The following is a 22,790-nucleotide window of genomic DNA, read 5'->3' as shown; positions in this document are numbered from 1 at the left end:
AAGCGAGAGACGCTCATTGATCTGCCGCGGGCCTTCGAAAAAGAAATTTCAATGATGCTGAGGGCCTATGCTGAAGAAATAGAACGAGCGAAGCACGCATATTACAATTTAGACAAGCCAATTATTTCGGACGCAGATTATGACGTGCTCGAAAAGCTTCTTACGAGCACTTGGAAGCAACAGAAGCGGTGGAAGGAGTATTTTGACCGGATAAAGATTGTCGGAGCAAAGCCATCGGGGCGCTTTGCGAAGGTGCAGCATATCGTCCCAATGCTCTCGCTTGGTAATGCCTTTAGCGATGATGACGTGGCAGAATTCGTCGATCGTGTCCGGCGGTTCCTCAAGCTCGATTCAGAACACATTCCGGCACTGGTCGCCGAGCCAAAGATCGACGGTTTATCGTTATCGCTCCGCTACGAGAATGGCGAATTGGTTCGTGCAGCGACACGGGGCGATGGATTTACCGGAGAGGATGTGACCGCCAATGTTCGTACCATCAAGGACGTTCCCCAGACGCTGAAGGGCCGGCACATTCCCGCGTCATGTGAAGTGCGTGGTGAAATCTACATGCTCAAGAAGGATTTTCTTGAGCTGAACAAGAAGCAAGTCGCGGCCGAAGATACCGTCTTTGCCAATCCGCGCAATTCGGCGGCGGGTTCTTTGCGTCAGAAGGATGTGTCGGTTACGGCCTCTCGGCCATTAAAGTTCTTCGCCTACACTTGGGGCGAAATGAGCGAACGGCCTGCTGAGACGCAGCACGGCATGTTGGAGTGGATGAGTAAGGCGGGCTTCGTCGTCAATCCGCTGACGCGATTGTGCAAAAGCGTTGACGAGGTCCTGAGGTTCTACAACAGAATCGGTGAGGATCGCGCTTCTCTCGGCTATGACATCGACGGTGTGGTCTACAAGGTCGATCGGCTCGACTGGCAGGATCGGCTCGGGTTCGTCTCGCGTAGTCCGCGCTGGGCAATTGCCCATAAGTTTGCGGCCGAGCAAGCAACGACAGTTCTTAGGGGGATCGATATCCAGGTCGGTCGTACTGGCGCGATGACGCCAGTTGCGCGCCTCGAGCCGGTGACGGTTGGTGGTGTCGTTGTTTCCAATGCCACACTACACAATGAGGACTACATCAAGGGGATAGGCAACGACGGAAACCCCATCCGCGACGGCGTCGATCTTCGTATCGACGACACGGTCGTTGTCCAACGCGCCGGCGATGTCATCCCTCAAATCGTTAGCGTCGTTTTAGACAGGCCCCGAGGCAAGAAGCCCTACAAGTTTCCAGATACCTGTCCGGTTTGCGGCAGCCACGCAGTTCGAGAAGAGGGCGAGGCGGTGCGGCGTTGCACAGGCGCATTGATTTGTCCTGCGCAAGCCGTCGAACGGCTAAAGCATTTCGTCTCGCGCCTTGCATTCGATATCGATGGTCTCGGTGAGAAGCAAATCCAAGAATTCTATGAAGAGGGTGTTGTGATGTCGCCGGTTGACATCTTTACCCTCCGCGAACGCGACAGCCGCTCAACAAAGAAGTTGATGGATAGGGAGGGTTACGGCGAAACGTCGGTCCGTAACCTGTTCGATGCGATTGATGCTCGACGCAATACCGAGCTTCATCGGTTGATCTTCTCGCTAGGAATTCGTCACGTCGGCGAGGGTAATGCCAAACTTCTCGCCCGACATTACGGTACGATCGAAAATTTTCGCGATGCGATGCTTGCCGCTGCGAAGGGCCTCGGCGAAGAGGAAAATACCACGGAGGCTTATCAGGATCTCAACAACATCGGCGGAATTGGCGAGATTGTGGCTGATGCTGTGGTCGAGTTCTTCGCTGAGCCGCGCAACGTCAAGGCGCTTGGAGAATTGCTGGGCGAGATCAAGGTGAGGCCTGCAGAGCAGCCACGTAAGGGTTCGCCGGTCTCCGATAAGACTGTCGTGTTCACGGGGACTCTGACCAAATTCACTCGTGATGAAGCCAAGGCGATGGCGGAACGTCTCGGCGCAAAGGTGGCAGGCTCGGTCTCGAAGAAGACCGACTACGTCGTCGCGGGGGAAGAAGCTGGTTCAAAGCTTACAAAAGCACGTGAATTTGGTGTCACCGTGCTGACCGAGGATGAGTGGTTGACGCTGATCGGGGAGTGAGCGCTCTCGCCGTCATTGCGAGGACCTCTTGCGACGAATCAATCCAGGCTTTCACCGCAGAGCGTTTCTGGATTGCTTCGCTGCGCTCGCAACGACGGGGGAGTGATGGCGCCTGCCGTCCCTCACATCATCCCCGTCTCTTCCTCTTCCGCCTGTTCGATCAATTCCTCGCTCACCACGACCTCGCGGCGGGGGACGACGAAGATCATCATGCAGGCGCAGAGCAGCGAGACGGCAAGCACCGCCGATGTCAGCGGCAGCGTCGTTGCGGAGTGGCCGCCGAGATAGGCGCCGAATTGCGACATCAAGGCACCGATGCCCTGCTGCAGGAAGCCCATCGCGCCTGACGCGGTGCCGGCGGCTTCCGGGCGGATGCTGATGGCGCCGGCTGCGGAATTTGCCATCACGAAGGCATTGCCGACCATCACGATCATCTGCGTGCCGAACAGCCAGGCCGGTGCTTCGTTCCAGCCGGTCAAGCTCCAGAGCAGGTTCAACAGGCTGCCGCACAGTTGCGGGCCGAGCCCGAACCAGATCAGCTTCTCCAGCGAGTGTCGCGGCGCAAAGCGCACGCAGAGCAGATTGCCGACCAGATACGCAAATCCGGTCGTTGCGAACCACGCGCCGTATTCGGCGCTGGTCCGCCCCATCTGGGTCACCACGATGTAGGGGCCGCCGCCTGCGAAGGTGAAGATGATTTGCGACGCCAGCACCTGGCACATCACATAGCCGATGAAGGCACGGCTCTTGATCAGAGTGCCGACATCGCTGCGAAAGCCGCCGCTGCCGACCGCGCGGTCGCGGCGCGTCTCGGGTAACGCGATCGCGATGCCGATTGCGACGGCGATCGCGGCGAAGGTGACGGCGTAGAAGATCGCGCGCCAGCCGAACGCGGTCTCGATCAGGCCGCCGGTGAGCGGCGAGACCATCTGGCCGATCATCAGGGCGGCGACCACGAGGCTGATCATGGAGGCCACGCGGTCCCGCTGGTAGATGTCGCGGATGATGGCGCGGCTCACCACCATGCCGGAGGCGCCGCCCAGCGCCTGGAAGAAGCGCGCTGCAATCAGTTGCGGCAGGGTTTCGGCGAAGATGCAGGCGACGCTCGCTGCCACCATCAGCGCGAGGCCGCCGAGCAGCACGGGGCGCCGGCCGAACTTATCCGACAGCGGCCCCATGATCAGCTGCGACAGCGCGATGCCGACCATGTAGAGCGACACCGTCATCTGCGCGATCGAGATGTCGCGGCCGAAATTCGTCGCCAGCACGGGCAGTGCCGGAACTAGGATGTAGAGCGAGATCGGCGCGATCCCGGTCATGACGACAAGCAGCAGCAACACCACGCGCGAGGTCGCGATGTTTGTCGTCGCCGCGTCCTGCGGCCTGCTGATCATGCCGTGCATGCGTGTCCGTCTCTCGAAGTCGAATCGGACTGTAGCGTGCTCGCACAAGACGGATATTGGCGTTTCGGAATGCGGCCATACCGATTCCGGGACTGTTATAATCACAGTGCGCAGGAAGCCGTCGTTTTACGGAGAAGCGTGGCGAGGAATGCACCAAGTCAGCCGCGATCGCAGGCAAAAGCGGCTGAGCCTTGCGCAAACCGCGTAGTGCTATGCGGGCACCGTCTAGGCCTTCAGCTCCGCCGTGGCCTGGTCGAGCCACGTCTTTGTCGCCTCATCCAGCGCCGGTCCCACTTCAGCGCGGACGCGCGCGTGGTAGGCGTTGAGCCAGGCGAGCTCTTCCTTGCTCAGCATCGCTGCGTCGATGAGCCGGCGATCGATCGGCGCCAGCGTCAGCGTCTCGAACGCATTCATCGATTTCTCGGCACCCTTGATGTCGGCGGCGACCACCAGCTCGAGGTTCTCGATGCGGATGCCGAAGCCGTCGGTCTTGTAGTAACCCGGCTCGTTGGAGAGGATCATGCCGCGCTTCAGCGGCGTGGTGCCGAGTTTCGAGATCCGTGCCGGGCCTTCGTGCACGCTGAGATAGCTGCCGACGCCGTGGCCGGTGCCGTGCTCGAAATCGACGCCGGCGGCCCAGAGATATTGCCGCGCCAGCGTGTCGAGTTGCGCGCCGGTGGTGCCGTCAGGGAAGATGGCGCGCGCGATCGCGATATGTCCGCGCAGCACGCGGGTGAAGCGGTCGCGCATCTCCTCCGTCGGCTCGCCCACGGCCATGGTGCGGGTGACGTCGGTGGTGCCGTCTTCATATTGCGCGCCGGAATCGATCAGCAGCAGGTCGCCGGGGGCGATCCGCCGGTTGCTCTTGCGGGTGACGCGGTAGTGCACGATGGCGCCGTTCGGGCCGGTGCCGGAAATGGTTGGGAACGACACGTCCTTGAGTGCGCCGGTGTCGCGGCGGAAGGTCTCCAGCGCCTCGACCGCGTCGATCTCGGTGAGCTTGCCGCTTCCTGCCTCGCGATCGATGAAGGCGAGGAAGCGCGCCAGCGCAATCGCGTCGCGGCGATGCGCCGTCTGCGTGCCCCTGATCTCGGTCGCGTTCTTCACCGCTTTGAGCAGCGCAATCGGATCGCTGCCGCGCAGCGGCTTGCCGCCGCCGTTCGTGATCAACCGGCTCAGCGCGTCGGCCGCGGTGGCGTTGTCGAGCGCGATCGCAGCGCCGCTTTTGGCGAGCGCCATCAGCGTCGGCGTCAGTGCATCGGGCTCGCGCACGTCGGCCGATTGCTCGAGATGGTCGCGCGTCAGGTTGGAGAGCTTGCGGTGGTCGATGAACACGGTGGGCCGGCCGACCTTGGGCACCAGCGCGTAGGACAGCGGCAGCGGCGTATGCGCGACGTCGGCGCCGCGGATGTTGAAGGTCCAGGCGACCGCATGGCTGTCCGACAGCACCAGCGCGTCGGCGCCAAGCTTGTCGATCTCGCTCTTGATCTGCGCCACCTTCTCGGCCTCGGCGACCCCGGCATATTGCAGGCCGTGGATCGCGACCGGCGCGATCGGCGGCTGCGGTCGATCCTGCCACACCGCGTCGATGGGATTGCTGTCGACCGCGACCAGTTCGGCGCCGGCCTTGGCGCAGGCCGCTGAGAGGCGCTCGGCTGCCGCAAAAGTGTGCAGCCACGGATCAAATCCTAGGCGGTCGCCGGATTTGAGGTGCGCCGAGACCCAGCTCTCCGGCGGCGGATCGATCAGCGATTCCACCGCCCAGGCCTTGGCGTCGACCTGTTTGGCCGCCTGGATCGTGTAGCGGCCGTCGACGAACAATGCAGCTTGCTGGGTCAGCACCACGGCCAGCCCGGCCGAGCCGGTAAAGCCGGTGAGCCAGGCGAGCCGCTCTTCGGAGGGGGCCACATATTCATTCTGCTGCTGATCGGCACGCGGAATGACAAAGCCGGTCAGCTTGCGACGGGCGAGTTCTTCACGGAGTGCGGAAAGCCGCGCCGTCAATGCGACGCCGGCCTCGGGCTCCTCGAATGTCTGGAAGTGCGCTTCGAACATGGCTCAGTTTAGGATTATGGAGATCAGTCCGCAATGTAGACGCATTTGCCATTTCATCTGGCATGGACTGTGCTTGAAAAGGTTCCATTCGAACTGAGTGGAGTAAGGATGCAGCAGTTGCGCTTCGTCCGGATAACAGGGAAATTCGAGCAAGTGGTTCATCTCAACGGCGAGGGGACACACGATGCCAGCGTTCACGTTTGAGAAGATTTCGCCGCCGGTGCGCCGCGCACCCGCAGCAACGACACCGAAGAAGCCGCGCGGCCTCATCAGCCAGATGATTGATCGTGTCGCCGAGCGTCGCGCGAGGCGGGCGTTGCGGAGCCAGCCCGCAATGCGTCGGGACGAAAAGCCGGCGGCGGAGTAGGACGGCATCAATGGTGCCGTAGGGTGGGCAAAGGCGCAACGCGCCGTGCCCACGATCTATCTCGGATTCACGGATGAAAGTGGTGGGCACGCTTCCGCCGTCGCTCTTCGAGCTATGGCGGACAAGTCGCTTTGCCCGGCCGAGATCTCGCTCAATCGAGCTTCCGCAGCAACAGGCTGCTCCATCCCTCGATGCGCAGATGCCGCAACGGCACCAGGCCGCGCGCGCGGTAGGCGGCAATCACGGCGGGGGCCTGGTGGGTTAACAGGCCCGAGAGAATCACCCGGGCCCCGGACGCGAGATGTCGCGTCATCGGGCCTGCCAATTGGCGTAACGGATTGGCAAGGATGTTGGCCAGCACCAGGTCGAACGGGCCGCTTTTGGCAAAGTCCGGCGCAGCGAAGCCGGTCGCCCGGATCACCCGCACCTGGTTGCCGACCTCGTTCAGGGTCGCGTTCTCGGCCGCGACCCGCACGGAAGGCGCGTCGATGTCGGAGGCCAGCACTGCGCGATGCAGCGCCTTCGCCGCCGCGATCCCCAGCACGCCGGTTCCGGTGCCGAGGTCGAGCACGCGCTTCGGCCGCGCATGTTTCAGGACATGGTCAAGCAGAAGTAAACAGCCACGCGTGGTGCCGTGGTGGCCGGTTCCGAAGGCGAGCGCCGCCTCGATCTCGATCGCGAGCTTGTTTGGCGCCACGCGGTCGCGGTCGTGGCTGCCATGGACGACGAAGCGTCCGGCCGGTACGGGGACGAGGTCTTCGAGGCTCGCCTTGACCCAGTCCTTGGCCTCGATCGTGTCGAAGGCAAGCGTCGCGGCGATCTCATTTCCTGCTGAAGTTGCAACGAGTTCGCGGAGCAATTCCTGATCCGGCGCCTCGGCGAAATGGAGCGTGACGTCCCATTGTCCGTCCGGCCGTTCGAAGGCGGCGACGGCGGCATCGCCTTCGAAAAAGACCTCCGTGAGGACGTCGACGACACGCCTGGCGGCAGCCTCGTTGCCGATCGAAAAACTCGCGCGATGGGTGGGTGAAAGCTGCATTCTGGAGTTCCGTCGAGTTTAATTTTTGGAACTTTTGTTCCCAATTTTCCGTATAACTTGCAGTTCCCAAGTTAACTAGACCGCAGGTTGTCTCCCGTAGATTTCCGGATGTTGGAACCAACCAGCACACCCTGAAATGGAAATGGAGGCGAAGTCTTGAAGCGCATGGTTTCGAAGTTCTGGTCCGATGAGTCCGGTGCAACCGCGATCGAATACGGCCTGATCGCGGCCGGTATCGCGCTGGCGATCATCACCGTGGTGAACAGCCTGGGCACCACCATGAACGACAAGTTCGGTTCGATTAGCAGCTCCTTGAAGTAATTTCTGCCTCCCATTTCCCAGCGGGGGCTAGTTTCTTCATAGACGGCTTATTTGACGAGCGCCCGCTGGGGGAATTGCCCTCTGGCGGGCGAAGTCGTTTTGGCAGCACGTTTCACAGCACTCCCCAGCTTGTCCCCCATGAATCAAGTCGCAATCCACCGGCTCCTACGCGGCTTATCAACCCCTTCTCCACAGCTTGATCCGGACTTGCACCAACCCATCACGCCGCCCTTGCACGGCTTCTCCACAGCTCTGCCAACAGGCCTGTCCACAGCCCGTCCACAGACCTATCCAAGGCTTGCAAACAGGCCGCGGTGATCTCGCAAGATCGCCTGTGCCGCGTTGTGGCCGGGCGCGCCGGTGACGCCGCCGCCGGGATGGGCGCCGGAGCCGCAATGATAGAGGCCCTTCAACGGCCCGCGATAATCGGCATGGCCCAGCATGGGCCGGGCCGAGAACAGCTGGTTCAACGACAGTGCACCGTGGAAGATGTCGCCGCCGAGTAGCCCGAACTGCCGTTCGAGATCGAGCGGGGAGAGGATCTGGCGGCCGAGCACGCTGGCCGCAAAGCCCGGCGCGTAACTGTCCACCGTCGCAATCATGAGGTCGGCAACCTCGTCGCGGTGGTCGTCCCAGGATTTTCCGTCAGGCAGTTCGGGCGCAACATGCTGGCAAAACAGGCTCGCAACGTGCTGCCCCGCAGGCGCCAGCGTGTCGTCGAGCGTCGAGGGGATCAGCATCTCGACGATCGGTTGGCGGCTCCATCCTTGCGCCCGCGCATCGAGATAGGCGCGGTCCATATAGCCGAGGCTCGGCGCCAGGATGATGCCGGAGGTGAGGTGATCGCCGTCGCCTGGCAGCGCGGCGAACGAGGGCAGGCGGTCCAGTGCCACGTTCATGCGGAAGGTGCCGGAGCCGTTCTTCCAGTGGCGGATGCGGGTGAGGAAATCCGCGGGCAGGGCATCGGCCGCGATCAGCCGCGTGTAGAGCAGTTTTGGATTGACGTTGGCCGCGACGTATTTTGCTCGAATGGTCGAGCCGTTCTCCAGCACCACGCCGACGGCGCGGTCGCGCTCGACGATCACCTCGCGCACGCCGGCATCAAGGTCGATCGTGACGCCGCGCGCCCGCGCAGCGCGCGCCATCGCTTGCGTGATCGCGCCCATGCCGCCGATGGCGTGGCCCCAGACACCCTTCTTGCCCTTCACCTCGCCGAAGGCGTGATGCAGCATCACATAGGCCGAGCCGGCGGCGTAGGGGCTCGCGTAATTCCCGACGATGGCATCGAAGCCGAACAGGGCCTTGACCAGATCGTGCTCGAACCGCTCGTCCAGCATCTCGCCGGCCGAGCGGGTGAAGAGATCGAGCAGGCTGCGGCTCTGCTCCAGCGTCAGACCGCGCAGGATGTTGGCCGTCGTCAACGCATTCGCCGCCTCGCGGATCGCGCCAATGCCAAAACTGCCGAGCAGGTTCGGCGGCGCGCGCAGCACGAATTGCCGCAGCACGTCGGCGATGTCTTCCAGCTCGCGCGAGAACCCGTCGAGCGCATCGGCATCGCGCGCGCTGAGCCGCGCGATGGATGCCTTTGTCCGGCCCTCGCCGGTGAGGAGATAGTTGCCGTCGGGCGCGGGCAGGAAGTTCTGCGCACGCCGCTCGACCACGCGCAAGCCCTGCTCGGCGAGGCCGAGATCGCTGATAACCTGCGGGTTGAGCAGGCTCACGGTGTAGGCCGCGACCGAGTTGCGGAAGCCCGGATGAAACTCCTCGGTGACCGCGGCCCCGCCGACCACCTTGCGGCGCTCGACGACATGCACGCGCAAGCCCGCCATTGCGAGATAGGCCGCGCAGGTGAGGCCATTGTGGCCAGCGCCGATGATGACGACGTCGGTTTCGGTCATGATAGCTCGAGCTGTTCCATTGAGGATGGTCCGTCGGACCTGATCCGAAATGACACCTGTATATCAAGCATTCCTCCCTGCAACATCACGAGACCATTTATTGCCCGTTCAGGCGCGGTGTGCTCCATTGCGCGCGCCCGGCGCCCGCCGGGGGAATTGGCCGGAGCTCCCATGGATTCGATCGTGCAACCCGCCGCCACGGAGCAGCCGTCCTCGTCGCGCAACCGGTTGCTGCTGACGGTCTACACCGCCGCGATCTTCGTCAGCGCGCTCCTGCTGTTCTCGGTACAGCCGCTGTTCACGAAAATGGTGCTGCCGCGGCTCGGGGGCTCGCCGGCCGTGTGGTCGGTGGCGATGGTGTTCTTCCAGTCGCTGCTGCTGGCGGGCTACGCCTATGCGCATCTCCTCATGCAGATCAAGAGCCGCGTAGTTCCGGTCGTGGTGCATCTGCTGCTGTTGATCGCGGCCTTCGTCACGCTGCCGCTCGGGATCGCCAGCGCATATGGCGAGCCACCAGCGTCCGGCTACGCGTTCTGGCTGCTCGGACTGTTCGTGATGTCGATCGGCCTGCCATTCTTCGCGCTCGCCGCCAACAATCCGTTGCTGCAAGCCTGGTTCGTCCGCACCGGCCACCCCGACGGCCACGATCCCTACTTCCTCTATGCGTCTTCCAACATCGGCAGCTTCCTCGCGCTGTTGTCCTATCCGTTCCTGCTCGAGCCGATCTTCACGCTGCACACGCAGAACCGGCTCTGGACCGGCGGTTATGGCCTTCTGATCCTGCTGATCGCCGGCTGCGGCGTGTTGTTGCTGCGCTCGCCGAATCTCGCGGCGACCGACGCGCGAACCGAGGTCGCAAATGCGCCGGCGCCGACGCTGGTGACGCGGCTGCGCTGGATCTTCCTCGCCGCGGTGCCGTCAGGCCTGCTGATCGCTGTTACCGCGCATATTTCGACCGACGTTGCGGCGGCGCCGCTGCTGTGGGTGCTGCCGCTGTCGCTGTACCTGCTGACCTGGGTTGTGGTGTTCCAGTCGCGGCCGCTGCTCCCCCACAAATGGATGCTGATGCTCCAGCCGGTCGCGATCGCGGGCGTCATCTTCCTGCTCGCCTTCGGCGGCGAGCAGAATTTGCTGCTCACGCTCGGCGGCCATCAATTGTGCTTCTTCGTCATCGCCATGGCCTGTCACGGTGAACTGGCGCGGACCCGGCCCGCAGCCAAATATCTCACCGGCTTCTATGTCGCGCTGTCGTTCGGCGGCATGGTCGGCGGCCTCTTTGCCGGCCTCGTCGCGCCATTCACTTTCTCATGGATCGCCGAATATCCGATCCTGGTTGCGCTCGCCGCGCTGTGCCGGCCGTCGGCGAACGAGCGTCTTGCGGGCATCGTCAAGTGGTACTGGCTGGCGCTTGCCGCGCTCGCGGCGGCGCTCGTTGCACCGTCTTACATGACGGGGGATCTTTCGACCTGGTTCGAGGATCACCGCGTCTGGATCGCTGGCGCCGTCGGCGTGCTCGCAGCGCTTCTGGCGCTGGCGCTCAACGCAGATCGCTGGAAGATATTTGCCACCGTCGCGCTGGCGCTGACCTTGACGCGGATCTATCCGGCCGACGAGGGCCGTGTCACCACCGTGCGCAGCTTCTTCGGCGTGCACAAGATCGTGGTGACGCCGGGCGGCTATTTCCATGTGCTGATGCACGGCACCACGATTCACGGCGCCGAGCGCTTCCTCAACAATGACGGCACGCCGGTCACCGGCCGGCCCGAGCCGATCACCTATTATCACAAGGACGGCGGCATCGGTCAGGCCATCACCGCGATCCGCGAGCGCAAGGGCGCGCCGTTGAAGGTCGCCGCGATCGGCGTCGGATCGGGCACGCTGGCTTGCGCCGCCGAGCCCGGTGAGGACTGGAAGTTCTTCGAGATCGACCAGTCGATGGTGGATGCGGCGCGTGATCCCAAGAATTTCCGCTACATCTCGAGCTGCCTGCCGGACCTGAAGCCGGTGATCGGGGATGCGCGTCTCACCTTCGCCAGGGAGCCCGATGGCCTCTACGACCTCATCATCGTCGATGCCTATTCGTCGGATGCGATCCCGATCCATCTCGCCACCGAGGAGGCGATGAAGATCTACAAGGACAAGCTCGCCCCGCACGGCGCCGTGGTGATGCACGTCTCCAACCGGCATCTCGATCTCGAGCCCGTCGTGGTCGGCATTGCCGATGCCAACGATCTCAAGAGCTGGGTCTATGACGAGGATTCGGGCCGCGACGCCGACTACATCTTCTCGACCGACGTCGTCATCTCCGCGCGCGAGGCTGATGACGTCGGCAAGCTCGCCTCCTCCAAGCAATGGGAAGAGACCGACGCGGACGAGAAGGTACGGGTCTGGACCGACGACTATTCCAACATCCTGGGCGCGCTGTACCGGCGCTTGCGGTACGGGGAGCAGTAACTCGAGCCTTACGGCTGGATCGGCGTCCCCGGCGGCAGCGCAAGTCCCTTCTCGGCGGCGACCTGCCGCAACAGGTCGGGCCGGTCCGAGATGATGCCGTCGACGCCGATCTCGATCATCCGCGCCATGTCGTCGGGCTTGTTGACGGTCCAGACCACGACGCGCAATCCCTGCGTATGGGCTTCAGCGACAAGCGCCGCGGTCACGTCACCGAAATAGGGCGACCACACCGCGCCGCCCGCGGCCTTGATCGTGCGTGGCAGCGAGCCGCCGTGATCGGCCGGGCTGAAGCCCGCCGTCCAGCTGGTGGCCTTGTCGAGCACGACGGTCGGTGCTGAGCCGCGCTGCACCGTCAGGTACACGGTCGGAATTGCCGGGGCCTGCTGCTGGACCAGCAGCAGGGTCCGCCAGTCGAACGACTGGATCATGACGCGGTCGGAAAATTTCTCGTCCGCGATCACTCCGAGCAGCTTGGCGACGAAGGCCTGCGGCTCCGGCGATTGATCCGGATGATCCGGATCGATCTTGGTCTCGATATTGAAGCGCACGCGTTCGTTGCCGGATTTGCGCACCAGCGCGAACAGCTCCTTCAGCGATGGAATGCGGGTCCCCGGCACCGCGCGCTGGTCGGGAAACTGTTTTGCATAGGCGCTATCGGGCCGGATCTGGCCGACGTCGTAGGTCCTGACATCGGCGAATTGCAGCTTCACGAAAGGCGTGCCGGGCGCCGCGACATAGGCCCCGTTCGCGCCCCGCGCGAGATCTGGATTGAGCCCGCGCTCATGCGACACGACGACCTCGCCGTCGGCGGTTACGCCGACGTCGAGCTCCAGCGTGTCGACGCCCATCGAGAGGGCATTGGCAAAGGCCGGCAGGGTGTTTTCCGGCATCAGCGCCCGCCCGCCGCGATGCGCCTCGAGGTCGAAGGCCATGGCTTTTCCTGCACCGAGAAGACAGATCGTGCCGAGGAGTAGCGCAAGACGGAATGACATCATGAACCGCGCCGGGCAAGAGGGATGGCGGCTACCGCCGCAAGGCAGAATCGATCAATAATCGGCATCGGCCGCGCCGTCCACCGGGCAGGGGGCGGCACGTCGGGGCGAGGCGGAAAATGCGCGAGAGGCCGCAGCGTTCAGCGGTCGGGCACGGAGGCCGCAAGCTGGTCGATGGTGGGATGAGGCTTCGACGGGCGCGGCATGTTGAACGGGCTGTCGTCCTCGCCCAGGTCGTTCAGGAAATCGTCGACCGTGCTGCCGATGAAGCCCTTGACCTGGTCCGAGCCGCGGTCGCTGAGATCGTTGTGCTGGAATTCGGTCCGGACCACCTGGATGCCCGCCTTGGCGCAGGTTTCATCGTCTGGAACGACGCCGGGATCGGCCTTGAATTGCGGATCCTTCGAGCGGAAGGACAGGATCTTGACCCTGCCGTCGGTGACGAAGGGGACGCGCAGATTGTCGAGCGTGACCACCTTCTTCACCAGCTCCGGGTGCAGCTTGGCGAAGTACATCGAGATGTCGCCGCCGTTGGAGTGTCCGACCAGCGTCAGATGGCGGTAATCCGCGTTCGGATACACCTTCTTGAGCGCGTCGATCGTGAACAGGATGTTGGCGATGCCTCGGTTGTATTGCGAGCGGCGACCGACATATTCCTCGCCAGCCTTCGTCACCATCGGATCGTCGGTCGACAGATCGTGCTGGATGCTGACGACGAGATAGCCGCGGGCGGCAAATGTGTTGGTGAGGAACGAATATTCGGTGTGCTTGACCGTGTTGCCGTGGCTGAGGATCACGACCGGCAACTCGATCATTTCAGCAATCGCTTCCATCTCGCGGTCGCGGCGGACCGACACCTCCACGGTGACATCGCGGTCGTCGCGCAAGATGTCGGCGAGCGCGACTGTGCTGTGATGGATGGCCCATTTGCCTGCACTGAAATAGAAGATACCCATCAGCGCTGCGGCTGAGGCGAAAACGGCGATGCCTCTCTTCATGACGGTCTCCGCATCCGGTGTTCAAATCGCGCGGGCGGGAACCGGTGCTGCGCCTGCCGCGATGCCGGGCGCAGCGCCCCGCCGGGTGTCCATGCTCAACGAATGGGCGGACGGTATTGCGGGCTTTTTACAGCCGGATGACCGGCCCAGCCTGGGTGGCTCAAGGGGCTGATTCTCTCGCAAAAGTGAGAGAATCGACCGCTTTTGCACGCGACCTGGCGCCGCAGCCCCGCGGGCGGGACCTGTTGAAACCTCGGGCGGCGGCTTGGGTTGCGATCGCCCGGCTTGTATGTAGTCTTGGCGTCTTTGGAATTCCGCCCGTGCAACAGAAACGCGATCACCGCATCATTCGCAGCCGGCATTTTCACAAGATGCAGCGGCGGCATTTCATCATTTTCGACGTTTTGCCCTTTGTCGGCACCTTGGTTGCGCTGGGCCTCCTGTTCTACCGTCCGATCGGCGTCGTTGAGCTCAGCCTGTTCTTCGGTTTCTGGCTGATCACCGGGCTTGGGCTGACCGTGGGCTATCACCGCCTCTTCACCCACCGTGCCTTTGCCACCTCGACCGCGATGAGCGCGATCCTGATCGTGATGGGATCGATGGCGGGCCGCGGCCCGATGCTGTCCTGGGCGGCGATGCATCGCCGGCACCACGAATTGTCCGACCACGACGGCGATCTGCATTCGCCGCGCCTGCATGGCAACGGTCTGCTCGGTCGCCTGCGCGGCTTCCTGCACGCGCACCTGACCTGGATGATCGCGCACGACTATCCCAACGTCGCCCATTACGTGCCGGATCTGATGGCCAACCGCACACTGGTCGCGGTCAACAGCTACTACTACAGCTGGGTCGCGCTCGGCCTGCTGCTCCCGGCCGCGATCGGCGGCTTGGCCACGATGAGCCTGTGGGGCGCGCTGACGGGCCTGCTGTGGGGCGGCGTGGTGCGCATGTTCGTGGTCGAGCAGACCATGTCCGCCATCAACTCCATCATGCACACGTTCGGCGCGCAGCCCTTCGTCACCCGCGACGACAACAGCCGCAATCTCGGCGTAATGGCGTGGCTCGCCTGGGGCGAGGGCTGGCACAACAACCACCACGCCTTCCCGTATTCGGCGGCGTTCGGCCTGCGCTGGTTCGAGTTCGATCCCGGCTTCATCTTCATCCGCGCGCTGGAGGCGCTCGGGCTCGCCTGGGACGTCAAGGTGCCGAGCGAGGAGAAGATCGCCCGGCGCATGCTGCGGCAGCCGGGCGATGCAGAGCCCGATCTGGAAACGGGCTAAGGATCGGCATCCGGCGATGACGGCGCAGCGCTGAACCGATGCTGTTCAACGACTACCCCTTCCTCCTGGTCTTCCTGCCGGCGGCATTGCTGATCTACCGCCTGGTCGATCCCTATCCGCATCTGCGTATCGGCGCGCAGGTGGTGCTGTCGCTGGCCTTCTACGCCTGGGGCAGTCCGTCCTTCATCCTGCTCCTGGTCGCCTCGATCGTCATCAACTGGCTCGCTTCGGTCGCCTATGGTCGGGTGAAGTGGAAGCTGGTGCTAACGCTTGTCATCGCGCTCGATATCGGCGTGCTGGCGCTGTTCAAATACGCCAACTTCATCCTCGCCAATCTCGGACATGTGCTGGGCGCCACGTTGCCGACGCTCGACATCGGGTTGCCGCTCGGCATCTCCTTCTTCACGTTCCACCACATCATGTATCTGGTCGATCTCAAGCGCGGCAAGGCGCCGCTCTACGCGCTCGATCGCTATGCGCTCTACATCGCCTTCTTTCCGCAGGCGATCGCCGGCCCGCTGGCGCGCTGGTCGGAGGTGATGCATCAGTTCGGCAGACAGGTCTATGTGCCGGGCTGGCAGCGTCAATTCTGCATCGCGATCTGCTTCATCGCGATCGGCCTGTTCCAGAAGGTCGTGCTCGCCGACAGCATCGCGCATCTGCTCGATCCGATCTATACGCAGGCAGCGAGCGGTCCGCTTGCAAGCGGCGATGCCTGGCTCGCTTTCTGCTTCTCGTTCCAGATCCTGTTCGACTTCTCAGGCTATTCCGACATCGCGATCGGCCTTGGGCTGCTGTTCGGCGTGCAGCTGCCCTATAATTTCAATGCGCCGCTACGCTCGACCAACATCCAGGATTTCTGGCAGCGTTGGCACATCACGCTGATGTTGTTCCTGCGCGATTACGTGTTCTATCCACTGGTCAATCTGCGCATCCTGCCGCGGCGCTTTCTGCCGGTGCAGTTCTTCGGCGCAATGCTGATCACCATGGCGTTGTGCGGCTTGTGGCATGGCGCGAGCTGGGCTTTTGTGCTGTGGGGCGTGCTGCACGGTGTTGCGCAGGTCGTTTGTTCACTCTGGCGGCGCTATGGTCCACACTTTCCATCATGGCTCGGCTGGGCGCTCACCGTGCTGTTTGTGCTGGCGACCGGCGTGATCTTTCGCGCCGGCTCGGTCGAGGCCGCCTGGCATGTCTTCGCCGGGCTCGCCCAGCCGCTGCCGCTCGCGCGCGGGCAGCACCTCTGGCCGCTGATCGTGGCGCCGTTGTTCGCCTTCCTGTTGCCGGCGAGCCAGGACATCGTCGCGGTCTTCACGCGCCGTCCGAGTCCTGTCCTCGCGGGCGTTCTCGGTCTCAGTCTTTTCGCGTTGCTGCTCCATATGGGTGGTCGGGATCTCCATGAATTCGTCTACTTCAAGTTCTGAGACCGATCCCGGCTGGGGGAGGAGCCTTGCCGCCTGCATGGGCACGCTGATCGGCGCCGCCATGCTGGTGCTGGCGCTGATGGTCGTCGTCGATCCCTATGACAGCGGCAAGCTCGGCCTGCTGGGCATCGACGGCGTCGACAATCGTCTCACCCAGATCACGGCTGCGAGCCGCGCCAGAGACCCGAATTTCAACGCCGCCATCCTCGGCAACTCGACGGCGCAGATGATCGAGCCTGAGGCATTGTCCCGCGCGACAAGCCTGCGCTTCGTGCAGCTCTACACCACCGGCTCGGCTCCGCGCGAGCAGCTCGCGGTGCTCGACTTCTTCCTGCGCAATCACAAGCAGGTTGGCGCGCTGGTGATTGCTGCCGACCCCGGCTGGTGCGTGCATGCGCGGCCGAAGGAGGAGGGCGCGCCGTTCCCCTATTGGCTCTACGACACGAGTGTCGTCATCTACGCAGTGCGGCTGATCTCCTGGCAGGCGATCGAGCAGGCCTTTCAGCGGCTCGGGATCGGCCTCGGCTGGCGGCAGCGGATGAATCCGGACGGCTTTGTCAGCTATGAGGACATCTGGCCGCCCGGCCAATTCAAGGAGGCGAACGCGCCGCGAGACCCTGTACGTGCTGTCTCGGCGCGAGCGGCGTTTCCCGAGATCCGCGCCCTGCAAGACGTCGTCCGGAAGCTGCAGGCCGACGTACCCATCGTCATCATCGTGCCGCCGACTTTCGCGGCCACCGTGCCGATATCAGGCACGGATTTGGCGCTGGAGCGCGGCGCTTGCGATGCCGCGCTGAAAGCCGTCATTGCAGGGCGCGCGCGCAGCAATTTCATCAGCTATCGCGTCGACAACGCGCTGACCCGCGACCGCGATAACTTCGTGGATTTCATCCACTATCGCCCGAAACTCGCGCGCAGAATCGGGCAAGGCATTATCGCGAGCTTGCGCGACGGCGAGAGCGCGAAGATCGATTTCTGAGCCGGCTCAGCCGACTTCCTCAAACCCGCCGTCGAGCCAGAGCTTGCGCGCAAGCTTGCGCTGGATCTTGCCGCTGGTGGTTTTTGGCAACGCGCCGGGACGGATCAGCGCGATGTGTCGCGCGGAGATCTCGTGGCTGTCGGCGATGGCCTCGCGGATCTGCCCCTTGATCTCGGCGGTGTCGATGGTGTGACGGGCGGTGCGCTCGACCTCCTGGACGATGACGAGACTTTCCTCGCCATGTTCGTCCGGCACCGAAAAGGCCGCGCCGCAGTTCTCGCGCAAGGCGCCGTCTTGCGACTGCACCGTGCGCTCGATGTCCTGCGGATAGTGATTGATGCCGCGGATGATGATGAGATCCTTGATCCGGCCGGTGACGAACAATTCGCCCGTATGATCGAGGAAGCCGAGGTCGGCGGTGCGCAGCCACCGGCCATCTTCGCCCGCGATCTCCGCATTGAGCTCTTCGCGCGTCGCCGCATCGTTGCGCCAATAGGCGCGGGCGACATTGGCGCCGCTGACCCAGATTTCACCGATATGGTCGGCCGGGAGCCGCACACGGTGTTCGGGGTCGACAATGGCGATCTGCTCGCCGGTCAGCGCGCGGCCGCAACCGACGACGAGTTGCGCGTCGCCCGGATCGGCAGGCGGCTTGGCCACATGCGCCTGAAGCGCGGCGCGGCTGACATGGCGTGCGACGTGGCGACCGCCGCGCGTTCCGCCGGAAATCAGGAGCGTCGCCTCCGCCATGCCATAGGCGGGATACATCGCGCGCGCGTCGAAGCCGTGCGGCGCAAAGGTTTCGATGAAGCGCGCGATGGTGTCGGCGCGCACCGGCTCGGCGCCGTTGAGCGCGATCCTGAGCGAGGACAGGTCCACGCCCTCCATCTGGTCGGCGCGATAGCGGCTGACGCAGAGGTCGAAGCCGAAATTGGGGCCGCAGGCGACCTCCGCACGATAATGCGAGATCGCGCGCAACCAGCCGAGTGGCCGCTGCATGAACGCGTTCGGCGCCATCAGCACGCAGGTCGCGCCGACATAGAGCGCCTGCAACGCGTTCAGGATCAGCCCCATGTCGTGATAGAGCGGCACCCAGTTGACATAGGTCGATTGCCTGGTGTTGCCGAGCGCAATCCGGATCATCTCGAGATTGGCGAGCAGATTGGCGTGGCTGACCATCACGCCTTTCGGCTCGGAGGTCGAGCCGGAGGTGTATTGCAGGAACGCGATGTCGTCGGGAGTAGGCTCTTGCTGCTCGACCGTGGCGTCGGCCGCTTCGGTGAGATCGACTTCGATCCACCGGATGTTCTCCTGCGCAAAGCGTTCCCGCAGATCGCCGCGCAGGGCGAAGGCCGAAGTGGTCAGCGCGAGCGCCGGCGTGCAATTGGCGAGGATCGCGGCGCTGGCATCGCGGGCGCTGTTCCGCCGCGGCATCATCATCGGGACGGCGATCACGCCGGCGATCAGGCAGCCGAAGAACGCCACCATGAATTCGATGCCCGGCGGAAACACCAGGATTGCACGGTCTCCGGGCTGGGCGGTCGCGGTCAGGCGCGCGGCGAGGGCGCGCGCGGCATCATGCAATTGGCGGAAGGTGAGGGAGGCTTCCTCCGTCCCGCGATCGGAGACGAAGACATAGGCGCGATCGTCAGCCTGCTCCGCCGCGCGCCGGGCCAGGAGCGCCACGAGCGAGCGGTGGTTGTCCACGGGGGCGCCGGCTTCAGCCGCCCTCAGGCGGCGGAGCGGAGCGCGCGCTTGTCGGCGAGAAATCGCGACAGCGCCTCAACCGTAGGGTGGTCGTAGAAGTCGTCCGTCGACAGTTCGAGGTCGAGCTTCTCCTCGAGTTCCATCATGAGGTAGACGAGCATCGCCGAATCGATGCCGAGCCGGCTGAATTTCGTGCCGGTGTCGACGCGGTCCCTGGAGATTCTCAGGATATTGGCTAGCGCAATAACGCAGAAATCCGAAATCTGCTCGCGTGTCATGTCATTTCCCAGAAATACTCAGAACGACAATACGGGCGACCTCAAGGTTGTCAATTTGGCCCAAACGCCGCAGCCGTTGAAGGTTGGGGACTGTTGCTTTCCTGCGTCGCCGGATGCTCATTTCGTGCACAAGCGGGCGCGATTTCCCGCGGTCGACAGGGGCGGCGACCGCCCCTATCTTTCCAAAATTGCAGTTTGACGCGCGTGACGGGATTTTCGCATGAGCCGCGCCCGCTTGTTCGCCGCCCTTTTTCTCGCGGCCCTGACCGTATCGAAGCCGGCCACCGCCCAGCGCGGCAATGATTTTGATTCGCTGCTGGCGCAGATGAATGCCGCGACGCAGGGCGGGCATTGGGCCGAGGGGCTGGCGGCCGCCCAGAAGCTCGAAAACCTGGTGCGCCGCCGGCAGGGCGCCGACAACATGAACTATGCCGGCGTGCTGCACAACGAGGGCATGTTCCTGCACAATCTCGGCCGCTTCGGCGAAGCCGCCGACAAGCTCAACGCCGCGCTCGCCATCAAGCTTCGCAACAACGATGTCGCCTCGACGCTGCGCACCTCCAACATTCTGGTGGGTTCGCTTGGCATGCTCGACCGGCGTGCGGAGGCGACGACGGTGGCCGAACGGGCGCTGGCGCTCGGCACCAGCGCCTTCGGCGCCAATGACGTCCGCTTGTCGGATACGCTGGCCGCGCTCGGCGGACTGGCGCGCGACAAGGAGAACTACAGGGAGGCTGCCGGTTACTTCGAACGCGCGCTGACCGGCCTGCAGGCCGCCAATGCGCCTCCCGTCGATATTGCGTCCGCCATGGACAATCTCGGCGACACCTACGGCCTGCAGGGCCGCTTCGACGACAGCGAACGCCTGCTGCAGCAGGGGATCGCGTTGCTCGATCGCAGTTTCGGCGGCAATGCCGAGGCTGCACCGAACTACGACAAGATGCTCAACGACCTCGGCAACCTCTATCTCGATGCGGGGCGCTTGTCCGACGCCGAAGCCACGATGCGGCGCGCGCTGGCGATCACGCGGACGCGTAGCGGCGACGCGCATCCCAATGTCGCGGCCACCATGGGCAATCTCGCGACCGTGCTGGAGCACGAGGCCCGCTACGTGGAGGCCGAGAAGCTCTACCAGCAGACGCTTCAGGTCTATGAGCGGATCTACGGGGCGAACCATCCGACCACGGCGATCGGGCTGAACAATCTCGCCAACGTCTACTCGGCGCAGGGCAAGCACGAGGCCGCCGCGGGTCTGCAGGAGCGCGTGCTCGCGATCGACGAGAAGGCCTTTGGCGCGGACAGCCCCGATGTCGGGCGCGCCCTCAACAATCTCGCCAACAGCTATGCGAGCCTCGGGCGCAGCGACCAGGCGCTCGGCCTCTACCGCCGCTCGCTTGCGGTGATGGAGCGCAAGTTCGGCGAGGGCAGCGGCCCAAGCGCGCTTGCGGCCGGCTCACTCGGACAGGCCTTGATGGACGCCGGCAAGACGGACGAAGCCCGGCCGTATCTGGTGCGTTGTCTCGAGATCGACGAGCGCGCGCTTGGCGCGACTCACCCGCAGCTGATCAAGGATCTGCGCGCCGTCGCGCTGCTGGACCTCAAAACCGGTCAGTTGGCCGAGGCGCGCAGCCGGCTCGAGCGGGCGCTTGCGATCGCGCAGGACAAGCTCGGGTCTCATCATCAGGACACGATCGCGACGCTGATCAATCTGGCTGACGTCGATCGACGCGAGGGCAAGTGGCCGGAGAGCCTTGCGAAGCTGCGGCTCGCCGCGGCGACGCTCAACGCAGAGCGCAATGCGCAGTTCACCCGTTTCACCGACATCGATCCCTGGCTGATCGAGGGGATCTGGCGCGTCTCCGACGGTAAGCCGGATGCTATGGCCAAGGATGAGGCTTTCGGCGCCGCGCAGCGCGCGCATGAGACCAAAGCGGGCGCAGCGTTGTCGCAGATGGCAGCCCGATTTGGCGCCGGCAACGATGCGATCGCGGGCCTAGTCCGGCGGCAGCAAGATCTGAAGGCGAGCCTCGATACGCTCAGCAGGCGGGTGACATCCGAGCTTGCGCAGGCGGACGGAAAACGCAACGACACCTTGCTCGCAAATTTGCGCGCGCAAGCATCGCAAGCGCAGAAGTCGCTCGACGACGTCACGGCGCAGCTCGACCGCAGCTTTCCGGCCTATGCCGAACTGTCCAATCCGCAGCCGCTGCCGATCGCGCAAACGCAGGGCCTGTTGAAACCCGATGAAGCGCTGGTGGCGTTCATCACGCTCAGTGACAAGACCTATGCTTTCGCGGTCACACGCGAGGCCAGCGCGCTGCGCCAGATCGCGCTCGATAGCCGCAAGATCAGCGACCGCGTCGCTCATCTGCGGCAGGGGCTCAGCGATCCCGAGGCGGTCCAATCCGCGTTCGACCTCGATGCGTCCTTCGAACTCTACAGTGGATTGTTCGGCCCGATCGCGGCGGATATCGCCGGTAAGCCCAAACTGCTGATCGTCCCCGCGGGTGCGCTGACCAGCCTGCCGTTTCAGGTGCTGGTGACGAAGAAGCCGGATGGAGCGTCCCCGGATCGCTACCGGCAGGCAGCGTGGCTGCTCAACGAGCGCGCCATCACCGTGTTGCCCTCGGTGCCGAGCCTGCGCGCGCTGCGCAGCCTGGCCAGGGACTCGCGGGCGCAAAAGCCGTTCATCGGTTTCGGCGATCCGATCTTGCAGCGCTCGCCCGGCGACAAGCGGCCAGGGCGCAATGTGCAGCCCTACCAGAACTACTATGAGGGTTCCGCGGTCGATCTCGAGCGCCTGCGCACCGGATTGCCGGCGCTGCCGGAAACAGCGGGCGAGCTCCGGGCCGTGGCGAAGGCGCTCGGTGCCTCGCCGCAGGACGATGTCAAGCTCGGTGCGGCCGCGACCGTCACCAGCGTCAATCAGCTCGCGCTCGATCAGTACCGCGTCGTCGATTTCGCCACGCACGGGCTTGTCGCGGGCGAAGTCAACGGTCTCAGCGAGCCGGCGCTGGTGCTGACACTGCCGGACAGGCCGACCAGTGACGATGATGGTCTGCTCACGGCGAGCCGCATCGCAAAACTCAAGCTCGATGCCGATTGGGCGGTGCTGTCGGCCTGCAATACGGCCGCGGGCGACCAGCCGGGTGCAGAGGGCCTGTCAGGCCTCGCGCGCGCGTTCTTCTATGCCGGCGCTCGCGCGCTGCTGGTCTCGCACTGGCCGGTCGATTCCGATGCGGCGGTGCGCCTGACCACGGGCGCCTTCTCGGAGCTCAGCGCGCATCCCGGCATCGGCCGCGCCGAAGCGTTGCGGCGCTCGATGAAAGAGCTGATTGCCGATCGGTCGTCACCGCGTAACGCCGATCCGGCGGTGTGGGCACCATTCGTGCTGGTCGGCGAGGGCGGTTGACGACGGCCGCGAAGAGGCGAAACTGGTTTGCAAAAAGACCGGGAGCG

Annotated in this window: 16 protein-coding genes; 8 read left to right on the top strand and 8 right to left on the bottom strand. The window is 64.1% G+C overall.

What is annotated here, in order from left to right; translation table 11 throughout:
* Positions 1-51: 51 nt before the first annotated feature.
* Positions 52-2,139: an NAD-dependent DNA ligase LigA gene (ligA, locus tag NLM32_RS35650; RefSeq protein ID WP_254135501.1), complete on the top strand. Its 2,088-nt coding sequence runs from the start codon at positions 52-54 to the stop codon at positions 2,137-2,139.
* A 122-nt stretch (positions 2,140-2,261) separates the two neighbouring features.
* On the opposite strand, the gene NLM32_RS35645 is transcribed toward ligA, so the two are convergent.
* Positions 2,262-3,542, bottom strand: a complete 1,281-nt coding sequence (locus tag NLM32_RS35645; RefSeq protein WP_254133376.1) for a multidrug effflux MFS transporter — start codon at positions 3,540-3,542, stop codon at positions 2,262-2,264.
* Between the two features lie 225 nt (positions 3,543-3,767).
* The gene (locus NLM32_RS35640) at positions 3,768-5,597 is read right to left on the bottom strand and encodes an aminopeptidase P family protein (protein ID WP_254133375.1); all 1,830 of its coding nucleotides are present in this window, start codon (positions 5,595-5,597) and stop codon (positions 3,768-3,770) included.
* Positions 5,598-5,781: 184 nt separating this feature from the next.
* Between NLM32_RS35640 and NLM32_RS35635 the strand changes: the two genes are divergently transcribed.
* A complete protein-coding gene (locus NLM32_RS35635) occupies positions 5,782-5,964 on the top strand; it encodes a hypothetical protein (RefSeq protein WP_254133374.1) in 183 nt (60 codons plus the stop codon).
* 151 nt (positions 5,965-6,115) lie between these two features.
* Here NLM32_RS35635 and NLM32_RS35630 read toward each other — a convergent pair whose 3' ends face one another.
* Entirely contained in the window at positions 6,116-7,003 is an 888-nt protein-coding gene (locus NLM32_RS35630; RefSeq protein ID WP_254133373.1) for a 50S ribosomal protein L11 methyltransferase, read from the bottom strand.
* Between the two features lie 165 nt (positions 7,004-7,168).
* On the opposite strand from NLM32_RS35630, the gene NLM32_RS35625 reads away from it, so the two are divergent.
* Complete coding sequence (locus NLM32_RS35625) at positions 7,169-7,324, top strand: Flp family type IVb pilin (protein ID WP_148754203.1); 156 nt, start codon at positions 7,169-7,171, stop codon at positions 7,322-7,324.
* 287 nt (positions 7,325-7,611) lie between these two features.
* Here the strand turns inward: NLM32_RS35625 and NLM32_RS35620 are convergent, their stop codons facing one another.
* The gene (locus tag NLM32_RS35620; protein WP_254133372.1) at positions 7,612-9,222 is read right to left on the bottom strand and encodes an NAD(P)/FAD-dependent oxidoreductase; all 1,611 of its coding nucleotides are present in this window, start codon (positions 9,220-9,222) and stop codon (positions 7,612-7,614) included.
* Between the two features lie 171 nt (positions 9,223-9,393).
* Here NLM32_RS35620 and NLM32_RS35615 point away from each other — a divergent pair, with 171 nt between their 5' ends.
* Positions 9,394-11,676 (top strand): spermidine synthase, encoded by a 2,283-nt coding sequence (locus NLM32_RS35615; protein ID WP_254133371.1) that lies wholly within the window; start codon positions 9,394-9,396, stop codon positions 11,674-11,676.
* Between the two features lie 8 nt (positions 11,677-11,684).
* On the opposite strand, the gene NLM32_RS35610 is transcribed toward NLM32_RS35615, so the two are convergent.
* The gene (locus NLM32_RS35610) at positions 11,685-12,608 is read right to left on the bottom strand and encodes a glycerophosphodiester phosphodiesterase (RefSeq protein ID WP_254133370.1); all 924 of its coding nucleotides are present in this window, start codon (positions 12,606-12,608) and stop codon (positions 11,685-11,687) included.
* 200 nt (positions 12,609-12,808) lie between these two features.
* Complete coding sequence (locus NLM32_RS35605) at positions 12,809-13,666, bottom strand: alpha/beta hydrolase (protein ID WP_254133369.1); 858 nt, start codon at positions 13,664-13,666, stop codon at positions 12,809-12,811.
* A gap of 320 nt (positions 13,667-13,986) precedes the next feature.
* Here NLM32_RS35605 and NLM32_RS35600 point away from each other — a divergent pair, with 320 nt between their 5' ends.
* The 3 genes from NLM32_RS35600 to NLM32_RS35590 are packed head-to-tail and all read left to right on the top strand — an operon-like array spanning position 13,987 to position 17,346.
* Positions 13,987-14,946: a fatty acid desaturase gene (locus tag NLM32_RS35600; protein ID WP_254133368.1), complete on the top strand. Its 960-nt coding sequence runs from the start codon at positions 13,987-13,989 to the stop codon at positions 14,944-14,946.
* Between the two features lie 38 nt (positions 14,947-14,984).
* Positions 14,985-16,367 carry an MBOAT family protein gene (locus NLM32_RS35595; RefSeq protein WP_254133367.1) on the top strand — a complete coding sequence of 461 codons (1,383 nt, stop codon included), beginning with the start codon at positions 14,985-14,987 and terminating at the stop codon, positions 16,365-16,367.
* A complete protein-coding gene (locus NLM32_RS35590; protein WP_254133366.1) occupies positions 16,342-17,346 on the top strand; it encodes a hypothetical protein in 1,005 nt (334 codons plus the stop codon). Before NLM32_RS35595 ends, NLM32_RS35590 begins: the two co-directional genes overlap by 26 nt.
* A 6-nt stretch (positions 17,347-17,352) precedes the next feature.
* On the opposite strand, the gene NLM32_RS35585 is transcribed toward NLM32_RS35590, so the two are convergent.
* On the bottom strand, positions 17,353-19,053 hold the full coding sequence (locus tag NLM32_RS35585) for a fatty acyl-AMP ligase (protein ID WP_254133365.1): 1,701 nt from the start codon (positions 19,051-19,053) through the stop codon (positions 17,353-17,355).
* Between the two features lie 23 nt (positions 19,054-19,076).
* Entirely contained in the window at positions 19,077-19,331 is a 255-nt protein-coding gene (locus NLM32_RS35580) for an acyl carrier protein (protein WP_254133364.1), read from the bottom strand.
* Positions 19,332-19,551: 220 nt separating this feature from the next.
* On the opposite strand from NLM32_RS35580, the gene NLM32_RS35575 reads away from it, so the two are divergent.
* The gene (locus NLM32_RS35575) at positions 19,552-22,743 is read left to right on the top strand and encodes a CHAT domain-containing tetratricopeptide repeat protein (protein ID WP_254133363.1); all 3,192 of its coding nucleotides are present in this window, start codon (positions 19,552-19,554) and stop codon (positions 22,741-22,743) included.
* The last annotated feature ends 47 nt before the right edge of the window (positions 22,744-22,790 follow it).

This window comes from Bradyrhizobium sp. CCGUVB14 (genome assembly GCF_024199935.1).
GTDB lineage: Bacteria > Pseudomonadota > Alphaproteobacteria > Rhizobiales > Xanthobacteraceae > Bradyrhizobium.
Note: the sequence above shows the minus strand (reverse complement) of the source record. Positions and strands in the feature narration are given on the sequence as shown.

Bases quoted from the DNA above. Each gene is read 5' to 3' on its own strand.
- ligA (WP_254135501.1), top strand. From the start codon at position 52: ATGATGCTGAGGGCCTATGCTGAAGAAATAGAACGAGCGAAGCACGCA.
- NLM32_RS35645 (WP_254133376.1), bottom strand. From the start codon at position 3,542: ATGCACGGCATGATCAGCAGGCCGCAGGACGCGGCGACGACAAACATC.
- NLM32_RS35640 (WP_254133375.1), bottom strand. From the start codon at position 5,597: ATGTTCGAAGCGCACTTCCAGACATTCGAGGAGCCCGAGGCCGGCGTC.
- NLM32_RS35635 (WP_254133374.1), top strand. From the start codon at position 5,782: ATGCCAGCGTTCACGTTTGAGAAGATTTCGCCGCCGGTGCGCCGCGCA.
- NLM32_RS35630 (WP_254133373.1), bottom strand. From the start codon at position 7,003: ATGCAGCTTTCACCCACCCATCGCGCGAGTTTTTCGATCGGCAACGAG.
- NLM32_RS35625 (WP_148754203.1), top strand. From the start codon at position 7,169: ATGGTTTCGAAGTTCTGGTCCGATGAGTCCGGTGCAACCGCGATCGAA.
- NLM32_RS35620 (WP_254133372.1), bottom strand. From the start codon at position 9,222: ATGACCGAAACCGACGTCGTCATCATCGGCGCTGGCCACAATGGCCTC.
- NLM32_RS35615 (WP_254133371.1), top strand. From the start codon at position 9,394: ATGGATTCGATCGTGCAACCCGCCGCCACGGAGCAGCCGTCCTCGTCG.
- NLM32_RS35610 (WP_254133370.1), bottom strand. From the start codon at position 12,608: ATGGCCTTCGACCTCGAGGCGCATCGCGGCGGGCGGGCGCTGATGCCG.
- NLM32_RS35605 (WP_254133369.1), bottom strand. From the start codon at position 13,666: ATGAAGAGAGGCATCGCCGTTTTCGCCTCAGCCGCAGCGCTGATGGGT.
- NLM32_RS35595 (WP_254133367.1), top strand. From the start codon at position 14,985: ATGCTGTTCAACGACTACCCCTTCCTCCTGGTCTTCCTGCCGGCGGCA.
- NLM32_RS35590 (WP_254133366.1), top strand. From the start codon at position 16,342: ATGAATTCGTCTACTTCAAGTTCTGAGACCGATCCCGGCTGGGGGAGG.
- NLM32_RS35580 (WP_254133364.1), bottom strand. From the start codon at position 19,331: ATGACACGCGAGCAGATTTCGGATTTCTGCGTTATTGCGCTAGCCAAT.
- NLM32_RS35575 (WP_254133363.1), top strand. From the start codon at position 19,552: ATGAGCCGCGCCCGCTTGTTCGCCGCCCTTTTTCTCGCGGCCCTGACC.